This is a genomic window from Arsenicicoccus sp. UBA7492 (assembly GCF_002479615.1).
Classification (GTDB): Bacteria; Actinomycetota; Actinomycetes; order Actinomycetales; family Dermatophilaceae; genus Arsenicicoccus; species Arsenicicoccus bolidensis.
This window is the reverse complement of sequence record NZ_DLOE01000028.1, coordinates 116,077-137,399: the sequence shown is the minus strand read 5'-3', so window position 1 is coordinate 137,399 and position 21,323 is coordinate 116,077. Positions and strand designations below refer to the sequence as shown.

Annotated in this window: 28 protein-coding genes and 1 pseudogene; 11 read left to right on the top strand and 18 right to left on the bottom strand. The window is 72.3% G+C overall.

What is annotated here, in order from left to right:
• Positions 1 to 8: 8 nt before the first annotated feature.
• From B4E97_RS08410 to B4E97_RS08400, 3 genes are read right to left on the bottom strand one after another with little or no spacing between them, the layout of a single operon-like run.
• Positions 9 to 533 carry a GNAT family N-acetyltransferase gene (locus B4E97_RS08410; RefSeq protein ID WP_029210594.1) on the bottom strand — a complete coding sequence of 175 codons (525 nt, stop codon included), beginning with the start codon at positions 531 to 533 and terminating at the stop codon, positions 9 to 11.
• Positions 534 to 545: 12 nt separating this feature from the next.
• Complete coding sequence (locus B4E97_RS08405) at positions 546 to 1,700, bottom strand: methyltransferase domain-containing protein (protein WP_286959487.1); 1,155 nt, start codon at positions 1,698 to 1,700, stop codon at positions 546 to 548.
• A gap of 10 nt (positions 1,701 to 1,710) precedes the next feature.
• Positions 1,711 to 2,484 (bottom strand): pseudouridine synthase, encoded by a 774-nt coding sequence (locus tag B4E97_RS08400; protein WP_275442116.1) that lies wholly within the window; start codon positions 2,482 to 2,484, stop codon positions 1,711 to 1,713.
• 199 nt (positions 2,485 to 2,683) lie between these two features.
• Here B4E97_RS08400 and B4E97_RS08395 point away from each other — a divergent pair, with 199 nt between their 5' ends.
• Positions 2,684 to 3,097 (top strand): VOC family protein, encoded by a 414-nt coding sequence (locus B4E97_RS08395; RefSeq protein ID WP_286959486.1) that lies wholly within the window; start codon positions 2,684 to 2,686, stop codon positions 3,095 to 3,097.
• Positions 3,098 to 3,133: 36 nt separating this feature from the next.
• Here the strand turns inward: B4E97_RS08395 and B4E97_RS08390 are convergent, their stop codons facing one another.
• Positions 3,134 to 4,612 carry an HNH endonuclease signature motif containing protein gene (locus B4E97_RS08390; protein ID WP_286959485.1) on the bottom strand — a complete coding sequence of 493 codons (1,479 nt, stop codon included), beginning with the start codon at positions 4,610 to 4,612 and terminating at the stop codon, positions 3,134 to 3,136.
• A gap of 145 nt (positions 4,613 to 4,757) precedes the next feature.
• Positions 4,758 to 5,561: a GNAT family N-acetyltransferase gene (locus B4E97_RS08385; protein ID WP_286959484.1), complete on the bottom strand. Its 804-nt coding sequence runs from the start codon at positions 5,559 to 5,561 to the stop codon at positions 4,758 to 4,760.
• A gap of 58 nt (positions 5,562 to 5,619) precedes the next feature.
• On the opposite strand from B4E97_RS08385, the gene B4E97_RS08380 reads away from it, so the two are divergent.
• Positions 5,620 to 5,943 carry a putative quinol monooxygenase gene (locus B4E97_RS08380; protein ID WP_029210599.1) on the top strand — a complete coding sequence of 108 codons (324 nt, stop codon included), beginning with the start codon at positions 5,620 to 5,622 and terminating at the stop codon, positions 5,941 to 5,943.
• 112 nt (positions 5,944 to 6,055) lie between these two features.
• Here B4E97_RS08380 and B4E97_RS08375 read toward each other — a convergent pair whose 3' ends face one another.
• Complete coding sequence (locus tag B4E97_RS08375; RefSeq protein ID WP_286959483.1) at positions 6,056 to 7,003, bottom strand: alpha/beta fold hydrolase; 948 nt, start codon at positions 7,001 to 7,003, stop codon at positions 6,056 to 6,058.
• A gap of 129 nt (positions 7,004 to 7,132) precedes the next feature.
• Between B4E97_RS08375 and B4E97_RS08370 the strand changes: the two genes are divergently transcribed.
• A complete protein-coding gene (locus tag B4E97_RS08370) occupies positions 7,133 to 7,528 on the top strand; it encodes a VOC family protein (RefSeq protein WP_037214151.1) in 396 nt (131 codons plus the stop codon).
• Positions 7,529 to 7,577: 49 nt separating this feature from the next.
• Here B4E97_RS08370 and B4E97_RS08365 read toward each other — a convergent pair whose 3' ends face one another.
• From B4E97_RS08365 to B4E97_RS19130, 3 genes and pseudogenes are all read right to left on the bottom strand, one after another.
• The gene (locus B4E97_RS08365; RefSeq protein WP_029210602.1) at positions 7,578 to 7,934 is read right to left on the bottom strand and encodes a DUF4342 domain-containing protein; all 357 of its coding nucleotides are present in this window, start codon (positions 7,932 to 7,934) and stop codon (positions 7,578 to 7,580) included.
• Positions 7,935 to 8,031: 97 nt separating this feature from the next.
• On the bottom strand, positions 8,032 to 8,865 hold the full coding sequence (locus B4E97_RS08360; RefSeq protein WP_286959482.1) for an alpha/beta-hydrolase family protein: 834 nt from the start codon (positions 8,863 to 8,865) through the stop codon (positions 8,032 to 8,034).
• Positions 8,866 to 8,896: 31 nt separating this feature from the next.
• A pseudogene (locus tag B4E97_RS19130) lies at positions 8,897 to 9,976 on the bottom strand (alpha/beta-hydrolase N-terminal domain-containing protein); the annotation flags it as partial.
• Between the two features lie 164 nt (positions 9,977 to 10,140).
• Here B4E97_RS19130 and B4E97_RS08355 point away from each other — a divergent pair.
• The 3 genes from B4E97_RS08355 to B4E97_RS08345 are packed head-to-tail and all read left to right on the top strand — an operon-like array spanning position 10,141 to position 13,067.
• Positions 10,141 to 11,370 carry a sensor histidine kinase gene (locus tag B4E97_RS08355; protein WP_084412469.1) on the top strand — a complete coding sequence of 410 codons (1,230 nt, stop codon included), beginning with the start codon at positions 10,141 to 10,143 and terminating at the stop codon, positions 11,368 to 11,370.
• 9 nt (positions 11,371 to 11,379) lie between these two features.
• Complete coding sequence (locus B4E97_RS08350; RefSeq protein ID WP_029210605.1) at positions 11,380 to 12,042, top strand: response regulator; 663 nt, start codon at positions 11,380 to 11,382, stop codon at positions 12,040 to 12,042.
• 41 nt (positions 12,043 to 12,083) lie between these two features.
• Positions 12,084 to 13,067: a DNA-3-methyladenine glycosylase family protein gene (locus tag B4E97_RS08345; RefSeq protein WP_286959481.1), complete on the top strand. Its 984-nt coding sequence runs from the start codon at positions 12,084 to 12,086 to the stop codon at positions 13,065 to 13,067.
• Between the two features lie 20 nt (positions 13,068 to 13,087).
• On the opposite strand, the gene B4E97_RS08340 is transcribed toward B4E97_RS08345, so the two are convergent.
• The 4 genes from B4E97_RS08340 to B4E97_RS08325 form a co-directional block, all read right to left on the bottom strand.
• Positions 13,088 to 13,333 carry a hypothetical protein gene (locus tag B4E97_RS08340; RefSeq protein ID WP_286959480.1) on the bottom strand — a complete coding sequence of 82 codons (246 nt, stop codon included), beginning with the start codon at positions 13,331 to 13,333 and terminating at the stop codon, positions 13,088 to 13,090.
• Positions 13,334 to 13,415: 82 nt separating this feature from the next.
• Entirely contained in the window at positions 13,416 to 14,231 is an 816-nt protein-coding gene (locus B4E97_RS08335) for a sigma-70 family RNA polymerase sigma factor (protein WP_019285836.1), read from the bottom strand.
• Between the two features lie 95 nt (positions 14,232 to 14,326).
• Entirely contained in the window at positions 14,327 to 15,184 is an 858-nt protein-coding gene (locus B4E97_RS08330; RefSeq protein ID WP_286959479.1) for a hypothetical protein, read from the bottom strand.
• A gap of 69 nt (positions 15,185 to 15,253) precedes the next feature.
• Positions 15,254 to 15,799, bottom strand: coding sequence for a hypothetical protein (locus tag B4E97_RS08325; RefSeq protein ID WP_286959437.1), 546 nt, complete (start codon positions 15,797 to 15,799; stop codon positions 15,254 to 15,256).
• 51 nt (positions 15,800 to 15,850) lie between these two features.
• Between B4E97_RS08325 and B4E97_RS08320 the strand changes: the two genes are divergently transcribed.
• Positions 15,851 to 16,318 (top strand): MarR family winged helix-turn-helix transcriptional regulator, encoded by a 468-nt coding sequence (locus B4E97_RS08320; protein WP_286959438.1) that lies wholly within the window; start codon positions 15,851 to 15,853, stop codon positions 16,316 to 16,318.
• A gap of 25 nt (positions 16,319 to 16,343) precedes the next feature.
• Here B4E97_RS08320 and B4E97_RS08315 read toward each other — a convergent pair whose 3' ends face one another.
• Positions 16,344 to 16,922, bottom strand: a complete 579-nt coding sequence (locus B4E97_RS08315) for a TetR/AcrR family transcriptional regulator (RefSeq protein WP_286959446.1) — start codon at positions 16,920 to 16,922, stop codon at positions 16,344 to 16,346.
• Positions 16,923 to 17,162: 240 nt separating this feature from the next.
• Between B4E97_RS08315 and B4E97_RS08310 the strand changes: the two genes are divergently transcribed.
• Positions 17,163 to 17,297 carry a hypothetical protein gene (locus B4E97_RS08310; RefSeq protein WP_019285838.1) on the top strand — a complete coding sequence of 45 codons (135 nt, stop codon included), beginning with the start codon at positions 17,163 to 17,165 and terminating at the stop codon, positions 17,295 to 17,297.
• Positions 17,298 to 17,322: 25 nt separating this feature from the next.
• Here B4E97_RS08310 and B4E97_RS08305 read toward each other — a convergent pair whose 3' ends face one another.
• Complete coding sequence (locus tag B4E97_RS08305; RefSeq protein ID WP_286959453.1) at positions 17,323 to 17,709, bottom strand: nuclear transport factor 2 family protein; 387 nt, start codon at positions 17,707 to 17,709, stop codon at positions 17,323 to 17,325.
• Between the two features lie 257 nt (positions 17,710 to 17,966).
• On the opposite strand from B4E97_RS08305, the gene B4E97_RS08300 reads away from it, so the two are divergent.
• From B4E97_RS08300 to B4E97_RS08290, 3 genes are all read left to right on the top strand, one after another.
• Positions 17,967 to 18,836: a helix-turn-helix transcriptional regulator gene (locus B4E97_RS08300; protein ID WP_286959477.1), complete on the top strand. Its 870-nt coding sequence runs from the start codon at positions 17,967 to 17,969 to the stop codon at positions 18,834 to 18,836.
• A gap of 269 nt (positions 18,837 to 19,105) precedes the next feature.
• The gene (locus B4E97_RS08295) at positions 19,106 to 19,432 is read left to right on the top strand and encodes a hypothetical protein (protein ID WP_286959476.1); all 327 of its coding nucleotides are present in this window, start codon (positions 19,106 to 19,108) and stop codon (positions 19,430 to 19,432) included.
• Between the two features lie 130 nt (positions 19,433 to 19,562).
• Positions 19,563 to 20,042, top strand: a complete 480-nt coding sequence (locus B4E97_RS08290) for a VOC family protein (protein WP_286959475.1) — start codon at positions 19,563 to 19,565, stop codon at positions 20,040 to 20,042.
• Positions 20,043 to 20,083: 41 nt separating this feature from the next.
• Here B4E97_RS08290 and B4E97_RS08285 read toward each other — a convergent pair whose 3' ends face one another.
• From B4E97_RS08285 to B4E97_RS08275, 3 genes are all read right to left on the bottom strand, one after another.
• A complete protein-coding gene (locus B4E97_RS08285; protein WP_019285841.1) occupies positions 20,084 to 20,491 on the bottom strand; it encodes a PIN domain-containing protein in 408 nt (135 codons plus the stop codon).
• On the bottom strand, positions 20,488 to 20,733 hold the full coding sequence (locus B4E97_RS08280; protein ID WP_029210612.1) for an AbrB/MazE/SpoVT family DNA-binding domain-containing protein: 246 nt from the start codon (positions 20,731 to 20,733) through the stop codon (positions 20,488 to 20,490). The genes B4E97_RS08285 and B4E97_RS08280 overlap by 4 nt, the downstream gene beginning before the upstream one ends.
• A gap of 65 nt (positions 20,734 to 20,798) precedes the next feature.
• Entirely contained in the window at positions 20,799 to 21,323 is a 525-nt protein-coding gene (locus B4E97_RS08275) for a TetR/AcrR family transcriptional regulator (RefSeq protein ID WP_029210613.1), read from the bottom strand.

The following is a 21,323-nucleotide window of genomic DNA, read 5'->3' as shown; positions in this document are numbered from 1 at the left end:
GCGGTGAGCTAGCGAAGGTCCGGCGAGAGCAGCTCGTAGAGCTGGTGGTCCTGGTAGGTGCCCGCGATCATGACGTACTTGCGCGCCAGGCCGTAGCGTTGAAATCCGTTGCGCTCCAAGACCTGCTGCGAGGCGAGGTTGTGCAGCAGGGTGCCGGCCTCGAGGCGGTGCAGCTGCCACTCGCCGAAGGCAAGGTCCGACAGCTCGGCCACGGCACGCGTCGCCAGCCCCCGTCCGGTGAATCCCGCGCCGAGCCAGTACCCCACGCTCGCGTACTGCCCGGCGCCCCGGACGATGTTGTTGAGGGTGATGCGTCCCGCGATCCGCCCGCGCTCGTCCGTGACGACATAGGGGCCCATGCGGCCACCATGGCGCTCGGCGAGGGCCAGGCGCACCATCTCGCGCTGGCCTTCCTCGGTGTAGAAGCGCTCCGGGCGCGCCGGCTCCCACGGCGCCAGGTGCTCTCGGCTCGTGAGGACCAGCTCGGTCAGAGCGGGCACGTCCGCCAGGTCGAGGGGCCGGATGACGGTCATGGGGCCATCATCTCAGCGAGGTCTGGGGCGTTGCAGGCGCACGAGGACCTCGGCGTGCGCGGTCTGGGGGAACATGTCGAACAGCCTTGCCGCGGTGACCTGCCAGCAGGGCATGTCCGCCAGGTCGCGCGCCAACGTGGCGGGGTTGCAGCTGGAGTAGATCACGGTGGAGGCGGGAGACTCCTCGAGCCAGCGGGCGAGCGGGCCACCGATCCCGCGTCGTGGGGGATTGACCACGACCAGATCCGGACGCGAGTCCGCTTCCGGGGCAAGGCTGGTCGCGTCGCCGTCGATGAATCGGGCTGTGCCGAGACCCAGCTCGTCGGCGCTGCGGCGGGCGCTGCTGATCGCCTCGGGTGAGACCTCGATGCCCAGCACCTGGATCGACCGACCGGACGCGCAGGCCCGGTCGGCCGCGTGGAGCGCGAATCCGCCCACGCCGCAGTAGAGGTCCCACAACGTGCCGACCTGCGCGTCGAGGACCCAGTCGCCCGCCTGGGCGTACAACGACTCCGCGACAGAGGTGTTGGTCTGGAAGAAGCTGCGGGTGCCGAGGTGGAGCGTCACGCCGGCGACAGGCATCGGCAGGGTATCGGCCTCGCTGAGAAGGACCTCCTCGTCACCCTCGAGCACGGCGGCGTGGCGGGGCTGGAGGTTGGCCGACAGGACCCGGATCTGCGGCAGGGCCTCGAGCAGCACCGGGACGCCGCGTCGCAGACGACCCAGCTGGTTGGTCGAGCGCAGCACGAAGCGCACCATGAGCTCGCCCGTGGGGGAGTGGGTGACGAGGAGATGCTTGAGCTCGCCCTGGCGTCCGCGCACGTCATACGGCTGGAGCCCGAGACGGGGGACGACCTCGGCGAGCGCCAGCGCCGCCTCGTGCAGCCCGGGTTCGTAGAGCCCGCATCCGCGCAGGTCGACCCCCGCCCCGCCGGCGTCCAGGATGCCGAAGGTCGGCGCTGCCGTGGTGCCCGCCACGACGAGCTTCGCCTTGTTGCGGAACTCGCTCTCGCGACTGGGTCGGGGGTCGAGCCACGCGTCCTCGGGGACGTGGCCCGCCAGGACGTCGGCGACGGTGCGCTGCTTGTCGGCGAGCTGCTCGGTGTAGGGAACGCCCATGAAGGTGCACGACCGGCACCGCCCCGCGTCGAAGTAGTCGCACTGCATGGCGGCAAGGCTACGGGCAGCTAGGCCAGGCCAGCTCGCGCTCGCTGTCGAACCTGCGCCGCGTCCCGTCCACGGGATCGACGAACGCCAGCGTCCGGGCCAGGAGGCGCAAGGGCTCGCTGACGTCGTCGACGGCGTCGGGCAGGACGGTGGGATACAGCGGGTCGCCGACGATGGGGATGCCGAGGGACGCCAGGTGCAGGCGCAGCTGATGCGTCCGTCCCGTGCGGGGCGACAACCGGTAGCGTCCGAATCCGCCACGCACCTCGACCAGCTCGACCGCGGTCTCGGCGTTGGGTGGCGCGTCCGGGACCTCGCGGGCCGTCAGGACACCCCGGTCCTTGACGATGTGGCTGTGCAGCGTGAGAGGCAGGGTCAGATCAGGGCGGAGCGGGGCGATGGCCTCGTAGGTCTTGACCGGGATCCGTTGCTCGAACATCCGTTGGTAGGGCGCCCGCCAGCGTCGCTCGGTCGTGAGGACGAGCACCCCGGCGGTCAGTCGGTCGAGCCGGTGAGCGGGTCCGAGCTCGGGTAGATCGAGCGTGCCGCGCGCACGGACGACCACCGACTGAGTGACGTGGCGCCCGCGCGGGATGGTCGAGAGGAAGTGCGGCTTGTCCACCACGACGATCCGCTCGTCCTGGTGCAGGACGGTGAGCTCGCCTGGCACGACAGGCTCCTCGCGCAGGTCACGGTGGAACCACACGAAGGTGTGCGGGCGGTAGGGCTCGTCTCCGGTCCAGGGGTGACCATCGTCGTCCACGAATCGCTTTGCGGCCAGCATCGATTCGACATCGACCTCGTCAGGGAGCTTGTGCCGTAACCAGTCTCGCATCGTCTCCCAGGGGGCGACCCGGCCCGGATCCCGGTCCGGAGTACGCACCCAGGCCGACTGCAGCCCGTGGCGGGGCGGGAGCGGGGAGCGGGGAGGCACCGGGTCATCATGCCTGTTCCGGCCCGTCATGCCCGTCTAGGGTGGCGTCATGACGCAGACCCAGGGTGCCGCGACGCTCATCATGCTCGAGGGAGGCGCCGAGGGCGCCCTCGACCTGTATGCCGAGGCCTTCGGGGGTGACTGGGTCGCGGGGCTGCTGGCTCGTCGTGAGGGTGATCTGGGGCAGGCGACCGGGCCGGTCCTGCACGCGTCCGCCGAGCTCAAGGGCCACCGCGTCATGGTGGTGGACTCGGGGGTCTCCCATGCGTTCGGCCTGACCCCGTCGATCTCGCTGTGGGTCGACTGCGCGGACCAGGCCGAGCTCGATCGGGTCTGGGACGTCCTGGTCGATGGCGGGCAGGTCTACATGCCGCGCGGTGACTACGGATTCGCGCCGTACTTCGGGTGGGTGGGGGACCGCTACGGCGTGACCTGGCAGCTGTGCGTGGGCATGGCCGCCTGACCCCGGCGCGGAGGCACCAGGGCACACGGCAACGGGTCAGGTCGCCAGGTCGTGGTCGCCGGGCGGATCGGTCTCCGGCCGGTTCACGCCCGGCGTCTCCCCGTGCGCCTCGACGGAGTCGCCTGCCGGTGGTGTCCGGTCAGGGGTGCCTGTGGCGTCCGCCGGGTCGGGCGGGCCAGTTGCGTCTGCAGGTCGGGGTGCGGGGCGCCACCCGCCCAGGACGTTGACCACGTCCCACTCGACCCGGCCGCCGTCGGGGGTGACGCGTCCGGTGATGTCGTGCCGGTGGACGAACCGGTGGTGCGGTCCGCACAGCAGGGCGAGGTTGTCGGCGTCGGTGGCGCCACCGTCGGCCCAGTGGACGATGTGGTGGACCCGTGACCAGGAGGCGGGGTTGTCGCAGCCGGGGAAGCTGCATCCGCCGTCGCGCACCTCGAGCGCGCTCCGCTGCCCCTTGCTGGCCAGACGCTCCGTCCGTCCAAGGGTCAGGGGCTGGCCACCCTCACCCAGCCAGACGGGCGTGACCTCGGCATCGCAGGAGAGCTCGCGGGCGTAGGCCGGAAGCAGGTGGGTGCCGAGGTCGTCGACGGCGGCCACGGGCGTGGTGCAGTCGCACGGCTCCCCGGTGGGCCGCCAGAGCCCGAACATGTCCTTGGCCCGATGCTCGCACGGCCGGGCGAGCGCATCCAGCGGGAGCGTGAGGTTGACCCTGGTGCCGGCACCCATGGGTCCGGTCACCGTGGAGGCGCCGACGAGCTCCGCCATCCGCATGAGAGCGTCCAAGCGGCGCTCGCGGGGGAGCCGGGTGTCGATCTGGCCGGGCTCGGGGTTGGGGACCGGCGCCGACAGAGCCGTGAGGGCGGCGTCCAAGGTGGCCTTGTCGGTCGGGGAGAGCAGGCCCTCGAGGCGATAGAGCCCGTCCGGCATCTCGGTGAATCCGGACAGGCCGCGCTGGGCGGCGTGGTGGCTGCGGGTGCGTTCCTCGCTGTCGAGGGTGCCGTAGCGGGCGAGCATGTCGGTCTTGAACCGGGCCAGCGAGCGCCGGCTGGTGCACTGGCGGGCGAGGGTCGTGGCGGCCTCGGCGATCTCGTCGTGCATGGCCGGGTCGGTGGCGGTGCGCAGCTCGTCGAAGACAGAGGCGGCGCGGCCCGCGTCGCTCGGAGTCACGTCACCCGTCCTGAGCGCGTCGCGGAGCCCGGACAGTACCGGCCGGGTCGTCGTGTCGATCGCCCGTCGGATGGCGTGCGCGTCGGTCTCGGTGAGCGCGGCGCCGGCATCGGTCAGCCAGGCGGCCGCGCCAGTCGACCCCGACTCGCGGATCACACCCCGCTCGCCGGCCTCGATGGTGACGGCGCACGCCAGGCCCCGCGCCGCCGCAGCGACCTGCGTCGCGGTCACCGCCAACCCGGCCAGATCCATGGACTGGACCGAGCTCACCCCAGCACCGAGCATGCGCAACGCCTCCAGGGCCCCGTCGAGGGTGCCCCTTGCCGCGAGAACGTCGGTGTACGTCATACGACCACGGTATCGAACGATACATCGAAAATATAGAGCGTTTGACCCTGATAGCCATCATTTGACCGTATGCCGATCAGCCGCCACGACCTGTGAGGTCGACGTCATCTCGCACCCGCGAGGCGAGGGCCCCAGCGCCAGAGGCTCACGGCCGCCGCCAGACGTACGGCGTCGTCGTGGTGACCTTCACGAAGCCGGAGCGCTCGAGGATGGGGCGGGAGTGCTCGGTCGAGTCGCTGTGCAGCAAGGTCGCGCCGCGCCGCAGCGCCGAGCGTGCCCGCGCCGCCGTCAGGGCTCGATAGATCCCTCGCCCACGCCACTGGGCGAGCGTCGCCCCGCCCCAGAGGCCGGCGAACTCGGTGCCCACGACAGGCTCGATCCGCCCGGTGCACACGACCAGCCCGTCGATCTCGGCGATCCACAGCTCCAGGTCGTCGCGCCCGAGCGCCAGGCGGTCGAGCAGCTCATCGGCCATCCCCGGGACGGCTTCCCCGAAGGCCTCGTCCGCGGCCTCGCACAGACGCCGCACGTCGGCCTCCGACTCGACCCGCCGCAGCTCGACGGCCGCCCCGTCAGGCAGGGGCACGTCCACCGCGAGCTTCGCAGCCTCGCCGATCATCACGGACTCCGGTGCGCCCGGGACGAACCCCTGGGTGACCAGGGCGTCGTGCAGTCCTGGCGCCACGTCGTGGCCGCGAGTCTTCCACTCCACCCTGGTGATTCGTTCGTCCGAGCGATAGTGCTCGAGCGTCTTCTGCACCAGCTGCTCGATCCTGGCCGCGTCGAGCCCGCCCAGGTCCCGGTAGGTGACGAAGCCGCGCACCCCGCGATACACCCCCCAGAGGACGGGCCCGTGCCGTTCCTTGGTGCCGGCCGAGACGAGCTCGGCCTCGTCGCGGAGCTGGGCGTCGTACCGGGCGAGCAGGTCCGCGGGGGAGGGGTCCGTCATGGGGGCCAGCCTGGCCCACAATGGGGCGACGACAAACCCGATTTGCGAGGAGCGCCCGATGATCACGATCACCGTCAAGTGGGACGTCAAGCCGGAGTACGCCGACGACTTCCTCGAGCTGACCCGGGAGTTCACCGAGGCGTGCCGCGCCGAGCCGGGCTGCCTGTGGTTCGAGTGGTCGCGCTCGTGCGACAACCCCAACGAGTACGTCCTCATCGAGGCCTACAAGGACGCGCAGGCCGGCAAGGAGCACGTCGAGTCCGGCCACTTCGCCGAGGCCATGAAGACGCAGGGGAAGTACGCCGCCACGCGCCCCAAGGTCATCTCGTTCGAGAAGCCCGGCACCGGCTGGGACGAGCTCGGTGAGATCCAGATGCCCTGAGGCTCAGCAGGACCCAGGCTCAGCCCGTATGACGGAGCTGGTCACCGCTGCCCGTCCGGCCCGACGTCACGATCGGTGACGCGAGCCGCCCGAGCTGCGTGGAGCCGGCGCGTCAGTCATGCGTGCCGCGCCCGCCTCGCGCTCGGTCCGTGATCGCGTCGGCGACGTCGTCGGGGTTGCACTCGGGGAGCCAGTGCCCGGCGTCGAGCTCAGCAAACCGGTAGTCCGCGTCGACGAACGCGGCAGTGGCCTCCGCAGCGGCGCGGCCGAGGGCGACGTCGCGGCGTCCCCACACGTAGGTCGTCGGGACCTGGACCTGCGAGGACCGTTGCGCGGCAGCACCGTTCGTCGAGCCGGCACTCCTCGCCGCGGCCCCACGCCCGCCAGCAGCCTTCCTCGAGCCGAGACCGCCGGACGTCAGCGACCGCCAGGGGGCGCTCGCGCGGTACCAGCCGATCGGGCCGCGCAGGCTCGCCGGGGTGGCGAAGCGGGCGGCATACCGCTGGGCGTGGTCGGCGGGCAGGCCGGCGCTGGTCAGGAACCGCAGCATCGACCGGGACAGCACCCGCTCGGGCAGGCCGGGCACCTGGAACGCCAGCATGTACCAGCTGCGTCGTGCCTGGTCCGGCGTCCGCATGGCTCGCTCCGTCGCCGCGGGGTGGGGCGTGGACAGGACGGTCAGGGACAGCAGGCGGTCGGGTGCCGACAGCGCGGTGGCCCAGGCGACGGCACCTCCCCAGTCGTGCCCGACCAGGTGGACGCGCCCGGCGCCCGACGCGTCGACGAGGGCCAGCACGTCGCGCACGAGCTCGCTGACGCGGTAGGCGTCGTTGCCGGCCGGCGACGCGGCGGGGGAGTACCCCCGCTGGTTGGGCGCGAGGGTCCGGAAACCCTTGGCGTGCAGGCGTTCCGAGACCGCCGTCCAGGCCGTCGCGTCCTCGGGGAAGCCGTGCAGCAGCACGACCACCTCGCCGTCGCGCGGCCCGCTGTCGATGACCTCGAAGGTCAGCCCGGCGCGGGTGAAGGAGTGCAGGGGAGGGGTGTCGACGTGATCCGTCATGGTGGGCGCCGTTCGTCGTCGAGAGTCTGGCCATGGCCACCCTAGTCCGGCAGACTCGTGCCGGTCCGACGTCACCGACGACGTCCACCGACGTCCACCGTCGCCCACCGACGAACCAGCGAGGCCACCATGTCCCGTCCTGTGCACTTCGAGATCCACGTCGACGACCTCGACCGCGCGATGGCGTTCTACGCCGCGGCGTTCGGCTGGAGCTACGAGGACTGGAGCGAGTTCGCCGGCCTGCCCTATGCCGGCGTCACGACCGGCGAGGAGGGCACGCTCGGCATCAACGGTGCCCTCATGCAGCGACAGGGCCCGTCGCCGGCGGCCGACGGCGCGGTCAAGGGCGCCGTGCTGACCATGGGCGTCGAGGACTACGACGAGTCCGAGCAGCGCATCCTCGAGGCGGGCGGGACGCTGGCCCTGCCCAAGTACGCCCTCCCCGGGATGGCGTGGCAGGGCTACTACCTCGACACCGAGGGCAACGTCTTCGGCATCCACCAGCCCGACGAGGACGCCCGCTGACACGGGCGCCCTCGCGCTGGGTGGTTCGGGTGGGTCGCGGTGCGGCTGATCAGCTGCCGTCGCCGAGGGGCGTGACGTCGGGCTGACCGGCGCCGGGCTCGTCCGAGCCGGTCGCGGCAGCCTCGCCGGGCGTGCCCTCGCGCACTACCTCGAGCTGCACCTTGGTCACCAGGGCCGCGACGGCTCCGATGGCGGCGAGCATCGGGGCGGCCAGCGTCAGGACGCCACCCGCGGCGACGCCCATGGTCAGCGGCACGGTCAGCAGCTCCTTGCCGTCCTGGTCCTTGATGACGACGCGCTTGGCGTTGCCGTCCTGGACCAGCTCGCGGACCTTGCCGACCAGCTGGTGGCTGGCCACGTCCATCCGCTCGGTGAAGGTCTGCTTGTCCTGCGGTGCGTCGCTCATGATCTGCTCCCCCTGGAGGTTGTCGGTGGTGATGCCTCCAACCTAGGCAGGGGGCCTGGGGGCTCGCACTCGGGGACGACCCTGGCCGGACCCCCGGTCAGCCCGTATGCCGGGCCCCGGCCGCCACGGGGGTGCTGCACGTCGGCAGGGTCCAGTCCTGCTCGGGTCCGTACCGGTGGCCGTGGCCGTCCCCGGGCGCGAGGGAGGACAGGGTGTCCACGGCGGCCCCGCCGTAGCTCACCCACGGCAGCCACACCGCACCGGCCCAGCGCAGCGGTCGGTGGGTGGCCGTGCCGGGGACGAGGTGCACGATGGGGTCGTCCGCGTTGGCGAGGGCGCGCTCGCGGGCGATGCCGAGCCTGCCCCCGCCCGGCACCCCGCTCCACAGGGATCCGCACACGTGTGCGGCCCGCGCGTGATCGGCGAGGGCCGCCTGACCCGCCAGGGCGCCGAGCGACTCGCCGTAGACGTAGAGGGCGGGGCGCTCCCCGGCCGGCAGCTCGTCGATCCGCGCGGCGACGGCGTCGACGACCGCCCGCGCCGACGCCTCGCTCACGTCTCGCTCGGCGAGCAGGCTCAGCCAGCTCGGTGAGCGGTCGTACTGCACGGCCACCGTCGCCACGCCCGAGCCGAGCTGGCGCTCGAAGCCCTCGATCGCGTTGCGGTTGACCCAGCCGCTCCCCGTCGGGACCACGACCACCACCGCGCGGCGTCCCCGGACGCCGGCCTCCACGAGGCGGGACGCGGCGAGCCGGGCTGCCTGCTCGGGCGCGGCTGCCTCGCCGACGTCCGACACCCGCACGAAGACGCGACCCGCCCCCACCGAGGACCGGTGCAGCATCACGTGATGGGCGTCGAGGTCCTTGTCCAGCAGGCCGAGCACCGGACCCTGCACCGCCCCCGACCCCGCCGCCAGCCCCAGCACGAGCATGATGACGCCGCACCCCCCCCGTCACGCGCAGCCGCACCCGAGGCCGCAGGGCGCGCAACTGGGAGACGCCGACCCTGACCCCGAGCCCGACCCCACGAGCCAGCCCCGTCAGCAGGAGCGCCACGACGACGGCCAGGGTCACGACCGCCGGCCAGTAGGTCCCGTCAGGACCCGCCATGTCCAGGCGCAGCGCGAGGCTCTCCTGGTAGCGGTGGCTTGACCCGACGCCCACCGCCGCGAGACCGCTGCCGACCGCCAGGGCGCGGCCCCGGCCGATCGGCAGCGGCCGGCGAGGGGGCAGGCGGCGAGGGGGCAGGCGGCGCCATACGAGCCGCACCACCCCACCAACCCCGAGGGCAACGGCCACCAGCACCCCCGTCAGCGGCCCCTGCACGACGGCGGGGCGAGGGAGCAGCGAGGGGGCCAGGGACACCAGGACCGCCACCGCGACCAGCGCGGAGGTGAGGGCGCCCGGCAGGCGGGCCCGCAGCGCAGCCGCCACCGCGCGACGGCGCCGACCCGGCAGCGTCAGCGTCCCCACACCCAGCACGCCGGCGGTCGACGCCGCCAGGGACGCCTGGACGGCCGGCGTCTCCTGGGGCACGCCTCCGAGCTGCCGCCAGGAGTTCAGGGCGACCACCGACGAGGCGACCTGCGCGCTCACGTCGCACGCAGGGTTCCCCGTGGCCGCGCAGGCCCGCTGGAGGCGGACGCGGAGCAGCTCGTCGATCGAGGTGCGGGCCCAGCCGCCGAGAGGGCGCCCGGTCAGCGCGGCGTGCCGCAGCAGGTCGTAGCCGAGGTCGTGCTGGCGGCAGGCCGGCTCGAACGTGCGGGGGAGCGGGACCGGGGACGAGCAGTCGCCGTCGGGACGCACCAGCTCGCCGTCCTGCAGGACCGGTTGGTAGCCGAGGGTGGCCTCGAAGTCGTCCGGGACCGCCCGCAGCGCCTGGGTGCCGGTGCTGGTCGTGAGGGCCGTCACGGCTCGGCCGGCGGGCGACGACGGCGGGGCGACGTCGGAGCCTCCCCGCACGAGGTTGACGAGCGTCAGGGCCAGCGCGGCGGCGATGACGACCAGCAGGACGGCGAGGACACGGGGCGGAGGACGAGTCATGGCTGTGACGCTAGGAATTCGCGACCGAGCGGCGGATCGCCCGCGAGTGCCGTGAGCGGCCCGCCGCTGCGGCGGGGTGGGCGAGCCCTCTCACCGTGGAGGGTCGGTCCTGTCTCACCCGCCGGTATGACGACGCGGCCGCCGTCCGTGCGTACTGTCGAAGCGTGACCAGGACGCGTGAACGGCCGTGGAGGCGCCCAGCGCCGCCGCGCGCCCCGGCGAGGCTGGCCCGCGGCGGGATCCGTCGGATCTCGGCGGTCAGCGTGCGGGCCCTGTCCTACTGGCTGTGGGCCCTCACCCTGCTGCTGTTCACGATCGCGTGGCCGACCCTGTCGCTCACGCACGACGTGCCGACGAGCCTGCGTCCGGTCGTCGCCGCTGCCGGGGTCGCACCGCTCCTGCTGCTGCGACGCCATCCCTTCCTGGGGTGGGCGCTGTGGTGCGCGGGCGGCATGGTGGTGCCGGTGCTGTTCCGCCGCCAGCCCGGCTACGACTTCCCGTGGCAGGTCACGGCGTTCCTGGTGCTGCTGGCCCTGCTCGTGGCCGTCGGGGTCCGGGAGAGCCGGCGTGCCCTGGTCACGACCTGGGTCGCCACCACCGCCCTGTGCATCGCCTTCCTGCCGGGAGAGCTCGCCCCCGGCTGGGTCTTCGGCCTGACGGCGGTCCTCGGCGTGGGCCTGCTCGCCCGCTGGCTGCTGCGGTCCCAGCGCGAGCTGGCCCAGCAGACCGAGCTCGGCGAGCTCGAGCGCGCTCGCCGCACGATCGCCGAGGAGCGCACCCGCATCGCCCGCGACCTGCACGACGTGGTCGCCCACCGCATGTCGATGGTCGTCGTGCAGGCCCAGAGCGCGCCATACCGGCTCGGCGGGGTGGATCCGCAGGTGTCCGTCGAGTTCACCGCCATCGCCGACCAGGCCCGGGAGGCCCTCAACGAGGTCCGTGGGCTGCTGGGCGTGCTGCGCAGCGACGGGCAGCTGGCCGAGGACGTCCCGCAGCCCGGCATCGCCGACGCCCTCGAGCTGCTGCGGGAGGCGCGCGAGGCGGGGCTGGACCTGCGCTGGGACGTCGAGGGCGATCCGGACGGGTGCGGGACGGCCACCGCGATGGTGACCTATCGCATCCTGCAGGAGTCTCTGGCCAACGCCTCGCGGCACGCACCGGGCGCCGAGGTGCAGGTGGACCTGGACCTCGGTCCGACCGTCGTCGTGCGCGTCCGCAACGGGCTCTCGTCCCGCACGCCGGAGCCGGGGACGCACGCGGGCAACGGCATCCTGGGCATGCAGTTCCGGGCCGCCTCGGTCGGGGGCTCCCTGAGCGCCGGGCCGTCGGAGGACGGCGGGTTCGAGGTGCGGGCCACGCTGCCGGCCCGGGCCACCGTCCGGGACGAGGCCTAGGCTGTGACCGTGCCAGTCACCGTGCTGATCGCCGACGACCAGGCCATGGTCCGCGAGGGCTTCGGCGCGCTGCTCGCCGCCCAGCGGGACCTCACGGTCGTCGGCCACGCCGCGGACGGCCGGGAGGCGGTCTCCGAGGTCGTGCGGCTGCGGCCCGACGTCGTCCTCATGGACGTCCGCATGCCCGTGCTCAACGGCCTCGAGGCCACCGCCGAGATCGTCTCGCGACGACTTGACCCGCCGTCGAGGATCCTCATGCTCACGACCTTCGACATCGACGACTACGTCTACGAGGCGCTGCGGCTGGGCGCCAGCGGCTTCCTGCTCAAGGACGCCCCCGCCGACGAGCTGGTCCGCGCCGTGCGGGTCGTCGCGGCGGGGGAGTCGCTGCTCGCGCCCTCGATCACCCGCCGGCTGATCGAGGAGGTGACCCGGCGCCGACCCCCGCGACGGGCCGCCACGGGCTCCCTCGCGCGGCTGACCGGCCGCGAGCGCGAGATCCTCGAGCTGGTCGCCACCGGCATGTCCAACGCCGAGATCGCCGCCCGCCTCTACCTCTCGGACCAGACGGTCAAGACGCACGTCAGCAAGGTCCTGACCAAGCTCGCGCTGCGCGACCGCGCCCAGGCCGTCGTGTTCGCCTACGAGAACGGCGTGGTGACCCCCGGGTGACGACGGCCGGGAGGGGCGCGGCCGACGGGATGGCCCGTGGGATGACCGGGGGAGCGGTCGTCGACCTGGGCGTGCACGAGCCGTATGACGCGCCCGGCGTCTTCGCCTTCCTGGCCGCTCGCGCCGTGCCGGGCGTGGAGGTCGCCCACCTGGCGGGCGACCGGCTGACCTATGCCCGGACGCTCCGGACACGTTCTGGCACAGGCACTCTCGGCGTCTCGGCCCGTGCCGCCGGCGCGGGCTGGCGACTCGAGGTGCAGGTCGATACGTCCGGCGGAGCGCAGGAGTCCGAGCTCGTGGACGCGGCACGGCGACTGCTCGACCTCGACCACGACGCGATCGCCGCCGACGCTGCGCTGGCGCGAGACCCGTTGCTGTCGTTGGCGGTTCGAGACGTGCCGGGCATCCGGGTACCCGGTTCGGTCGACGCCGCCGAGCTGCTGGTGCGTGCCGTCGTGGGCCAGCAGATCTCCGTCGCCGCGGCCCGGACGCACCTGAGTCGCCTTGTCCAGGCGGGCGGTTCGGCATACGACGCGCGAGTCCCGGGTCTGGATAGGCTGTTTCCCACCCCGACCCAGATCGCCGAGGTCGTCCCCGATCCGGTGCCCGGGACGGCTCCGGACCCGCAGCGTCCGCTCCGGCTGCCGGGACGCAGCACGGCAGCTGTCCTGACGGCCGCTCGTGACCTGGCCTCCGGTGCACTCGTGATCGACCGCGCGACGGACCCGGTCCTGTTGCGGGAGAGCCTGGTCCAGCGACCGTCGATCGGTCCGTGGACCGCTGCGTACGTCGCGATGCGCGTGCTGGGCGACCCCGACGCCTGGCTCTCCACCGACGTGGCCCTGGTGGCCGGCGCCCGTTCGCTGGGCATGCTCCGGGCCCCCGTGCCCACACGCGAGGCGCACCGGGTCCTGGCCCGGCGGGCGGAGTCCTGGGCGCCATGGCGGTCCTACGCCGTCATGCACCTGTGGCAGGCCGCCGCGCGAGCGTCATCGGACGCAGCAGGGTCACGCCTCCGACGCTAGCAACAGCTGCGGCGCAGGGCTCAGCCCTCGGGAAGCGCGGCGAAGGCCTTCTTGGCGTCGCGGTACCACCCCATGCCCTTGACGGGGTTCTTCCAGCGTCCCCGCATCTCGCGGGCGGCCTCCTCGTGGGCGGTGTCGCCGCCGGCGACGGCGTCCTTGAGGTGCTGGTCCTGGGCGTGGATGACGTCGTCGGCGGTCTCGCCCGTGTGGGTGGTGTCGCAGGGTCCGCCGAGCTGGCGGCAGGTCATGTTCTTCACGGTCTTCACGATCGTGCTCCTTGTTGGTCGCTGTGATGGTGCGGTGATGCTCTGGTGACGACAGGCGGCGGCCGAGTGTGACCGCCGGGCGTCAACGACGGGTCAGGGCTGCCAGGACGGCCGGGTCGGCCCGGAAGTCGATGCGGTGCACCAGCCCGTCGACGATCGTGAAGTCGAAGGCGACCCGCGCCTCGCCGCGGTGGTACCACGCCGCGCCGGGGCGGCCCTCGAGGAGGGTGGGCAGCGCGGCCCTGGCGGCCCCGTCGAACATCTCCGCCACGGCCCGGCGGCCCTCCAGCCGGGTGGGGGTGCCCGCGGTGATGGCGGCCGCGTCGGCGGCCACGACCGCGTCGGGCGCGAGCAGCTCGAGGAGCCGGGCGTACTCACCCTCGCGGGCCGCGGCGAGGAAGGCGTCCACGACCTCCCAGTCGGCGCGTCGCTCCTCGGCCCGGGGCTGCGTGACCTTGCGTCGCGCACGGGAGGCCAGCTTGCGAGCGGCCGCGTGGGTCGTGCCGAGGATCGCCGCGATCGTGGGGAAGTCGATCGCGAGGGTGTCGTGCAGCACGAACGCCACCCGCTCTGCCGGGGTCAGCCGGTCGAGGACGACCTGCAGCGCCACACCGACGGTGTCGGCGAGGGCGACCTCGTCGGCCGGGTCGGGCGCGGTGGCGGTGAGCTCGAGGTCGTCGACGGGCAGGGGGGTGCGGGCCCGCAGCCGGTCCAGGCACAGTCGCGTGGTCACGGTGGTGAGCCAGGCGGTCAGGCTGTCGATGTCGGCGTCGGTGCCCTGCAGTCGGATCCACGCCTGCTGCACCACGTCCTCGGCCTCGGCGCGGTCCCCGAGCACCCCGCCCGCGATCCGCAGCAGCCGCGGCCGCACCGCCTCGAAGGCGTCCGTCTGGTCCATGGTCGTCACACTCCCATCACGTGGTCCGTCATGGGTAGTGACTCCGGGATCAGCCCAGGTGTGACCGCCTGCCGGTGCGGGGAGGGGCAGGCGCGTCAGGCCTGCCGCGCCGTCGCGTCGAGGAAGGCCCGCCAGTGGCTCTGCCCCTGCGTGAGCCGGCCGCCGACGCCCACGCGCTCGAGGACGTCCTGCGTCGCCGACCGCGTGTCGTCGTCCCAGGACCCGGTCGGTTGTATGTCGAGGCCCCAGACGTGACGGCACATGGCCTGTACGGCCTGGACCTGCACGCGCGAGCCGGGGGAGAAGGCGCTGCCGGCGGGACCGGAGCGGCCGTCGTCGACGTGGATGTGGTTGTGGTGCGCCTGGTCGTAGAGATAGGTCAGGACCGAGGCGAAGTCGTGGTGCAGGCTGGCGGCGAGGCGCCAGTACGAGCGCTCGCGCGCGGCCCGTTCCCCGCCGGTGGCGCTCTGCCACAGGTCGTAGCGGCAGCTGACCAGCTCCTGACCTGCACCGGTGCGGACCCGGGCCAGGTCGAAGGCGCGTCCGGCGTGGTGCCACGAGAGGCGAGGGCGGTCCTCGGCCCTGACCCAGGCGCCATACGACCAGAGCTGGGCCGGTGGCGGTGCGGGCAGGTAGGTCCAGTGCCGGGCCAGGGTGTCGGACAGCCGCTGGGCGAACGCAGGCTCGATCCGGAACCCCGTCGGTGTCCCGGAGACCTCGTAGTAGAGGCGGGCGCCAGCCAGCCGATCGAGGCGCGGCAGCTGCTCGGACGCGACGCCGGTCGGATCGCCCGACGGCGTCGACGGGTCGCTCTCTGACAGCTGGTCCACGGTCTCCTGCAAGGGATCTCGTGCTGCCCACAGGGCCGCGGCGGTCGCGAGCGTCGCGGCGCCGCCGACGAGGACGGCGCGCCGCCCCGGCCTGTGCTCGCGGGAGCTGGTGTCGTCGGGCACGGTGCCTCTGCCTCCTGGGTGTCTGGTCCAGGATGCCCTGCGCGAGGCGGGACGGTGATGACGGCGACGTCAGGCCCGCTCGATTCGCAGCATCGTCCCAGCGGGCCCACCGGGGGTGGCCAGCATGAGATAGAGGTGCTCCCCGTCGGTGGTGAGGTCCCACAGCTTGCCGCCCGTCGTGATCGGCAGGCTGATCGTGGTCCAGGTCGCGAAGTCGGGTGCCGGCTGGAACCCCGCCAGGCCCAGCTCCAGCGAGCTCGAGCTGGGGCCGAGCGTGCTGGCCCGCACGTCCAGGAACGGCTGGGCGCGCAGCACGTCGCCCTGCAGCACGCGGATCGTGCCGACCTGGTCCTGGACGAGGCGGCGGGTCCGGTCGAGGCGCACGACCCGGCGGGGCACGGCCAGCTGGTCCGTCACGACGGCCGTCCGGAGGCCGGGGATTGACAGCGTGGGGAGGGCCGAGGGGCCTTGCGCCGCAGTGGTGCTCGTCGATCCTCCGCCCGCTCCGCTGGAGGACGGGCCCGTGCTGGGGCCGGCCGAGCCTGCGCCGTCCGCGCACGCGGCCACGAGGGCCAGGGTGATCACGGCCAGGGTCGAACGGCGGCGTCGCGACATGCCGACAAGATACTCCGGATCCGTAGCATTGTCTCGGGGTAGCATCCGTCCATGCAGGTCAGGCCGCTCCGCAGCACTCCGCTCCTCGACGCATTCGTGCTGGATCGAGCGGTCGGCGAGCTGATGGCCGTGGCCCTGGCCGACCTGGAGCTGGATGGTCCCGACTACGCGATGCTGAGCGCGATCCTGCTCACCCCGGGGACGACGGCGACCGAGCTGGCGGGGCGGTTCGGCATACCGCTCACGACGATGTCCGACTGGCTGGCGTCGGCCGCCAGGAGGGGGTGGGTCGTCAAGGAGCGCGGCCGGACGGACCAGCGCCGGCAGGAGGTGCGGCTGACCCGTGCGGGGCAGCGGATCCACGACCGCGCGTATGACGCCTTCGGCCTGGGCTACGTGCGCGTCCTTGCTCACCTGGAGCGTGATCCGGACGAGGTGCAGGCGGTGCTGCAGGACCTGATGACTGCCGTCAGGGCGGCGGCCTCCGAGCTGCGGCAGGAACGACCCTCGCCCCGCTGAGGACGTCGTGGGGCTGACCCTGCTGCTAGGAGGGGTGCCCGAGGAGGCGCCCGACGGCGGTGTGGACGAGCGGGCGCACCTCGTCCTCGTCGAGAGGCTGGTAGAGCAGCTGAGCCGCGAGGCCCTGCGCCAGGGCGAGGACGAGGTGAGCGGTGGCGTCCGGATCGATGTCGCGGCCGATCTCGCCCTCCGCCGTGGCGCGGCTGACGAGGGAGGCGAGCAGCCCACGGATCTCGTCGTCGCCGGCGGCGATGGTGGCACCGATGGAGCTGTCGTGTGCCGCACGCTCGGCGAAGGCAGCGCCCTGCAGCGTCAGGGCTCGTCGCCGCTCGTCCAGGGGGAGGGTCGAGACGACGAGCTCCACGAGCCAGGTCTGCAGCGTCGGCCGGCCGGGCTCCCCCGGAGGCGTGCCGACCCCGGCGCGGAGCCGCTCGAGCATGGCGGCCTCAGTCTCGCCCTTGCTGGCGAAGGCTCGCTGCACCGCCCCGAGGGACCAGCCGGACTCCGCGGCGATCGTGCGGAAGCTGACCGCCGCGCTGCCGTCCCGCGCGACGATCGCGAGGGCGGCGTCGGCGAGCTCCGCCTGCCGCTGCGTGAGGGGCATGACGTCCAGGGTAGTCACGCCGCGACGCCGGCCAGGGGAGTGGTGGCGGTGGTGACCACCTTGGCTAGTGAATACGAGCGTATTCGCCCTGCTGCATACGGTCGTATTCAGCGCAAGAGGTGTGCCCATCGAGGGACCGCGCTGGGGCGAGGCGGGTGCGCCGCGCGTCGGGGGTACCGCCTGACCCATGACAGGCGTACGGTCAGGGGAAGGAGCCGCTGGCTCCGCTAGGGAGTGGCCATGTCCGACAAGTCCCCGCGGCACTCGTTGTCGCAGAAGAGCACCAAGTCCCTCAAGGAGAAGCGGCGCGAGAAGAAGGCCGCTGAGAATCCGGCGAGCCAGGTCGACAAGGCGATCCACCCCAAGCGCGGCTGACTCGCGGGGTCTGGCCAGGGGAGTCCTACAGCATCCGCGAGCGGCTGTTGCCCGACAGCCAGCGACCGTCCACCCTGACGTAGTCGGCGGTCGACTCGAGCCGCCACGTGTTCCGCGACCCAGCGATGGTGACGTCGATCGTCCTGCGGGTCACCACCCTCACCGCGTCCGTTGCGACCGGCGTGATGTCGATCGAGTCGTCGTCGATGGTGTGGTAGTCGAAGTAGCCCGACTCGATCTGGTCGAACCACTCCTCGCGCGGCTGGTCATAGCCCGAGATGTGCTCGGAGCGGGAGTCGGGCGCCGATAGCTCCCGGAGCTCTGCTGTGTCCCCGTCGACCATGGCACGCTGGCGGGCCTGGACATTGGCCGCGATCGCCTCGCGGTCGCGCTGACTCAGGTTCTCGGACATCGACGTCTCCTCGGGTGTCGGCTCCTGGCTCGAAGCAGTACTGGTGCTGGGGCTGGAGCTCGCGCTGGTTGGTGCCGCCGTGGTGGCCTGGTCACCGGACTCCGGCGCCGATCGTGAGGACGGTGACGAGCATCGCCGTAGCCCCGCGAGTGGATGTGGTCGTCATGACTCGAGCCTCCCGTCGCTCGTGGAGTCGAGGAAGACCGGCGTGTTCGGGGGAGTGGCACACCTCCCCAGCCACGGCGAGAATGGCTGGCATGCCCTCACGCCCCCGCCACGAGTCGCCGCTCGGCGCCTTCCTCAAGGCACGCCGCGACGGCCTGGCTCCCGAGCAGGCCGGGCTGCGCCGAGGAATCGGGATGCGCCGTACCCCCGGTCTGCGACGCGAGGAGCTGGCTGCGCTGGCCGGCATCAGCAACGACTACTACATCCGCCTGGAGCGCGGCAAGGAGCGGCGCCCGAGCCCGGCGGTGGTCGAGTCGTTGGCGCGGGCGCTCCTGCTCGACGACGCCGAGCGCGACCACCTGCGCGAGCTGGCGCAGCAGGCCGACCGCATGGACCTCGCGGACAACGTCACCGTCGGGTCCGACGTCCCGGCGGGTGTCATCCGCATGCTTGACGCCTTGCGTCCACTCCCGTCGTTCGTCACCAACCGCATCGGCGACTACCTGGCGTGGAACCCGTCCGGCCTGCGCCTGCTCGCCGGACTGTCCGACTGGCCCGAGGCCGAGCGCAATGCGGCGCGCTACGGCTTCCTGCACCCGGCGGCGCGTGAGCTCTACGTCGACTGGGAGGCTCAGGTTGCGGGACTCGTGTCGGCCCTGCGGCGTCTGGCCTCGACCGAGCCCAACGCTGCCGACGTGGCCGCCCTGGTGACCGACCTTCGCCGGACGAGCCCCGAATTCAGCCGACTGTGGGACCGGTATGACGTCGGCCTCTACGTCACGGGCTCGCAGCGGCTGCTCCACCCCCTCGTCGGCGAGCTCACCGTCGACTACCAGGTCCTGCGGATCGAGGGGGAGGGCGGGCTGACGATGATGACCTACCACGCCGAGCCGGGCAGCCCGGAGTACGACGCCATGGCCCGCCTCGACTCACCTGTGCTGCCACCCACAGACGGCGAGTAGCCTGCTCGGTTGGCGACAGTGAAGACCCAGTCGTGGAAGGGAAACCAGCCCGCAGCGGATCCGCGCCGGTGTGCATTGGTCCTGCAGGTCGTGGCTACTCGGTCGACAGGCCAGGTCTGGCTCTTCCCCTCCGGGCCCTCGCGCTCGCGGGCTGGACCGTCCATGCTGTTTGGCAGCTGTAGGACCTCGACGACGCGGCTCGCCGTGCAGTGGTCGCGACCGCGGTGCGTGAGCTAGGGGAGAGGACGACCTTCGCCACACACCGCCTCGTGATCGGCAAGTCCCTCGGTACGTATGCCGCAGCGTGGGCGGCCGACGGCTCCGTGCCAGCCGTGTGGTTGGCGCCCTTGCTCACCGACCCGTCATGCGTGGCTGACATCGCTCGCTCGCCAGCTCCCGCGCTGCTTGGCCAGATGGCGAGCCTCCAGGTCGGCCAGGCATTGATCGAGACGATCACCCCGCCCAGCCGAATCGTCGCCGTCGTCGAGAGCCACCTCAAGTGCAACATGAAAGTCCCTTGTGACATAATGTGGATTATCGGCGTTTTGAGTGTGAGGCTGGAAGGGGCGCCATCACCGCTGGCGCCCAAGGGCTGATTATCACGACGTCCTGGTCCTGTGCATCGAGCACCGACGTGGCGCCGTCACCATCGGTGTGGGGCCGGCCGCACAGCCCGGTGATCCGGTCAAGCCTTGATCTTTGTTGCGCCATCGCTAGCGTCTGCTCATGGACATGATGCGCGGCGAGCAGATCGCCCAGGCCGACCTCACCGACGGGCGCAAGCTCGCCCAGGGCCTCCACGCCCGTTATCTGGTCAGCGAATTCTCCACCGGCGCAAGCTTTGTCGTGGCCGCTGGCCGGGCCGGCGATGAGCTTGGGCATCACCCGATCGTGTCGATCGGCCCCGGCTACGTCGACCTCAGGCTGGTCAGCGACGACGCCATCTATCGGGACGACGAAGGCACCGAGCACGTCGTCCAATGGGTGACCAAGCAGGACGTCGACGAGGGCAAGGAGCCGCAGCAGCGCTTCCATGTCGAGGTCTACGTGGCGCCCGAGGTGGTCGAGAGACGGGTCGCCGCCGCCATCGCTGCAGGGGGAACCGTCGTCGACGACACCGATGCGCCTGGTCTCACCGTGCTCGCCGACCAGGACGGAAACCCGGGCGTCGTCTGCGCCGACATGTCCGCTGTGCGGCGCATCTGAACCGCTTGCCCGTATGACGCGGTCGGCGGGGTTCGCAAGCCCTAGGTCTTGTCGAGGTCCTCCAGGAGCGTCATGCCGGCTCGTGCTGCCGCCTTGCGATCGAAGGTCAGGGTCTCTCGACACCCGTGCGTGCGGGCGACGGCGGCGATGAGCGCGTCCGCGAAGTCCGCGCCTTCGGCGACGGCCGCCAACGCGGAGGCCAGTGCCTTCCGGTCCTGCAGGACCAGAGCGTCATCGATGGACAGGCGGCGGATGGCGTCGAGCATCTGGTCCGCGGACGCTCGGTAGACCTGCCGCATGACCCACCACGTCTCCACCAGCGCGACGGAGCCCACGAAGAGCGGATCCTGCGGTGACGCGTCTGCGATCACCCTTCGGGCGAGCTGACTCTGGTGCGGATCGTCGCCGGCGAGGAACCGGACGAGGATGTTGGTGTCAACGGCGATCACGGCATGGACTCCCCCGCTGCGGCGGCTATCGCCTCGTCCATGTCGTCCAGGGTGGCCGGCGGTCCGTCACCCCTCAACGTCCCGAACAGATCAAGGACGCTGTGCCGTCGCGTCGTCAGGACGTAGTCCCCACTCTCGTTGCGGGTGAACGTCACCGTGGTGCCGGGCGTCAGGCCCATCTCCTCCCGGACGTCCTTGGGGATGGTGATCTGACCCTTGCTCGTCATCGTGGCAGTCGACATGTGCACCTCCTTACACAAGAGTAAGGAGGTGCAGGGGGAGACGCCAGCCCTGACGCCGGTCGCGCTCACAAGGGGACGGCGACGATCGATCCGAGGTGGCGGCGCAGCATCGCGACCATGTCGACCGACTCCCGGTCCAGGAGCCACTGGACCTGCAGCCCGTCGGTCACGGCGATCAGGATGCGCGCGGCGTGCTCGCAGTCCACGTCGGGCAGCAGCTCCCCGCGCGACTCGGCCAGCTCCAGGGCCTGCCGCAACCCGACCACGAGCCGGTCGTAGCGCCGGACGAAGTACTCGTGCAGCGGGTGGTCGACGGAGGTCCCCTCCGCCGACAGGGTCACGTGCAGGTCGACGAGCTCGGGCGTGTCCCGGCTTCGTCCCACCTCGGCCAGCCAGGCCCGTATGACGTCCACCCCGTCCACGTGCAGCGCGTCGAGGCGCTGCAGGGCGTCCTGGTCCCGCCACGTGAGCACGGCCTGCAGCAGGTCCAGCTTCGTCGGGAAGTGATGCCGCAGCCCCGCGTGCGTCATACCGGCTCGCTCCGCGACGTCTCGGACCGAGCCGTCGCGGACTCCCGCGGCCGAGAACAC

Coding starts and splice junctions, on each gene's coding strand:
- B4E97_RS08410 (WP_029210594.1), bottom strand. CDS start 533: ATGACCGTCATCCGGCCCCTCGACCTGGCGGACGTGCCCGCTCTGACC.
- B4E97_RS08405 (WP_286959487.1), bottom strand. CDS start 1,700: ATGCAGTGCGACTACTTCGACGCGGGGCGGTGCCGGTCGTGCACCTTC.
- B4E97_RS08400 (WP_275442116.1), bottom strand. CDS start 2,484: ATGCTGGCCGCAAAGCGATTCGTGGACGACGATGGTCACCCCTGGACC.
- B4E97_RS08395 (WP_286959486.1), top strand. CDS start 2,684: ATGACGCAGACCCAGGGTGCCGCGACGCTCATCATGCTCGAGGGAGGC.
- B4E97_RS08390 (WP_286959485.1), bottom strand. CDS start 4,612: ATGACGTACACCGACGTTCTCGCGGCAAGGGGCACCCTCGACGGGGCC.
- B4E97_RS08385 (WP_286959484.1), bottom strand. CDS start 5,561: ATGACGGACCCCTCCCCCGCGGACCTGCTCGCCCGGTACGACGCCCAG.
- B4E97_RS08380 (WP_029210599.1), top strand. CDS start 5,620: ATGATCACGATCACCGTCAAGTGGGACGTCAAGCCGGAGTACGCCGAC.
- B4E97_RS08375 (WP_286959483.1), bottom strand. CDS start 7,003: ATGACGGATCACGTCGACACCCCTCCCCTGCACTCCTTCACCCGCGCC.
- B4E97_RS08370 (WP_037214151.1), top strand. CDS start 7,133: ATGTCCCGTCCTGTGCACTTCGAGATCCACGTCGACGACCTCGACCGC.
- B4E97_RS08365 (WP_029210602.1), bottom strand. CDS start 7,934: ATGAGCGACGCACCGCAGGACAAGCAGACCTTCACCGAGCGGATGGAC.
- B4E97_RS08360 (WP_286959482.1), bottom strand. CDS start 8,865: ATGCTCGTGCTGGGGCTGGCGGCGGGGTCGGGGGCGGTGCAGGGTCCG.
- B4E97_RS08345 (WP_286959481.1), top strand. CDS start 12,084: ATGACCGGGGGAGCGGTCGTCGACCTGGGCGTGCACGAGCCGTATGAC.
- B4E97_RS08335 (WP_019285836.1), bottom strand. CDS start 14,231: ATGGACCAGACGGACGCCTTCGAGGCGGTGCGGCCGCGGCTGCTGCGG.
- B4E97_RS08325 (WP_286959437.1), bottom strand. CDS start 15,799: ATGTCGCGACGCCGCCGTTCGACCCTGGCCGTGATCACCCTGGCCCTC.
- B4E97_RS08320 (WP_286959438.1), top strand. CDS start 15,851: ATGCAGGTCAGGCCGCTCCGCAGCACTCCGCTCCTCGACGCATTCGTG.
- B4E97_RS08315 (WP_286959446.1), bottom strand. CDS start 16,922: ATGCCCCTCACGCAGCGGCAGGCGGAGCTCGCCGACGCCGCCCTCGCG.
- B4E97_RS08310 (WP_019285838.1), top strand. CDS start 17,163: ATGTCCGACAAGTCCCCGCGGCACTCGTTGTCGCAGAAGAGCACCAAG.
- B4E97_RS08305 (WP_286959453.1), bottom strand. CDS start 17,709: ATGTCCGAGAACCTGAGTCAGCGCGACCGCGAGGCGATCGCGGCCAAT.
- B4E97_RS08300 (WP_286959477.1), top strand. CDS start 17,967: ATGCCCTCACGCCCCCGCCACGAGTCGCCGCTCGGCGCCTTCCTCAAG.
- B4E97_RS08290 (WP_286959475.1), top strand. CDS start 19,563: ATGGACATGATGCGCGGCGAGCAGATCGCCCAGGCCGACCTCACCGAC.
- B4E97_RS08280 (WP_029210612.1), bottom strand. CDS start 20,733: ATGTCGACTGCCACGATGACGAGCAAGGGTCAGATCACCATCCCCAAG.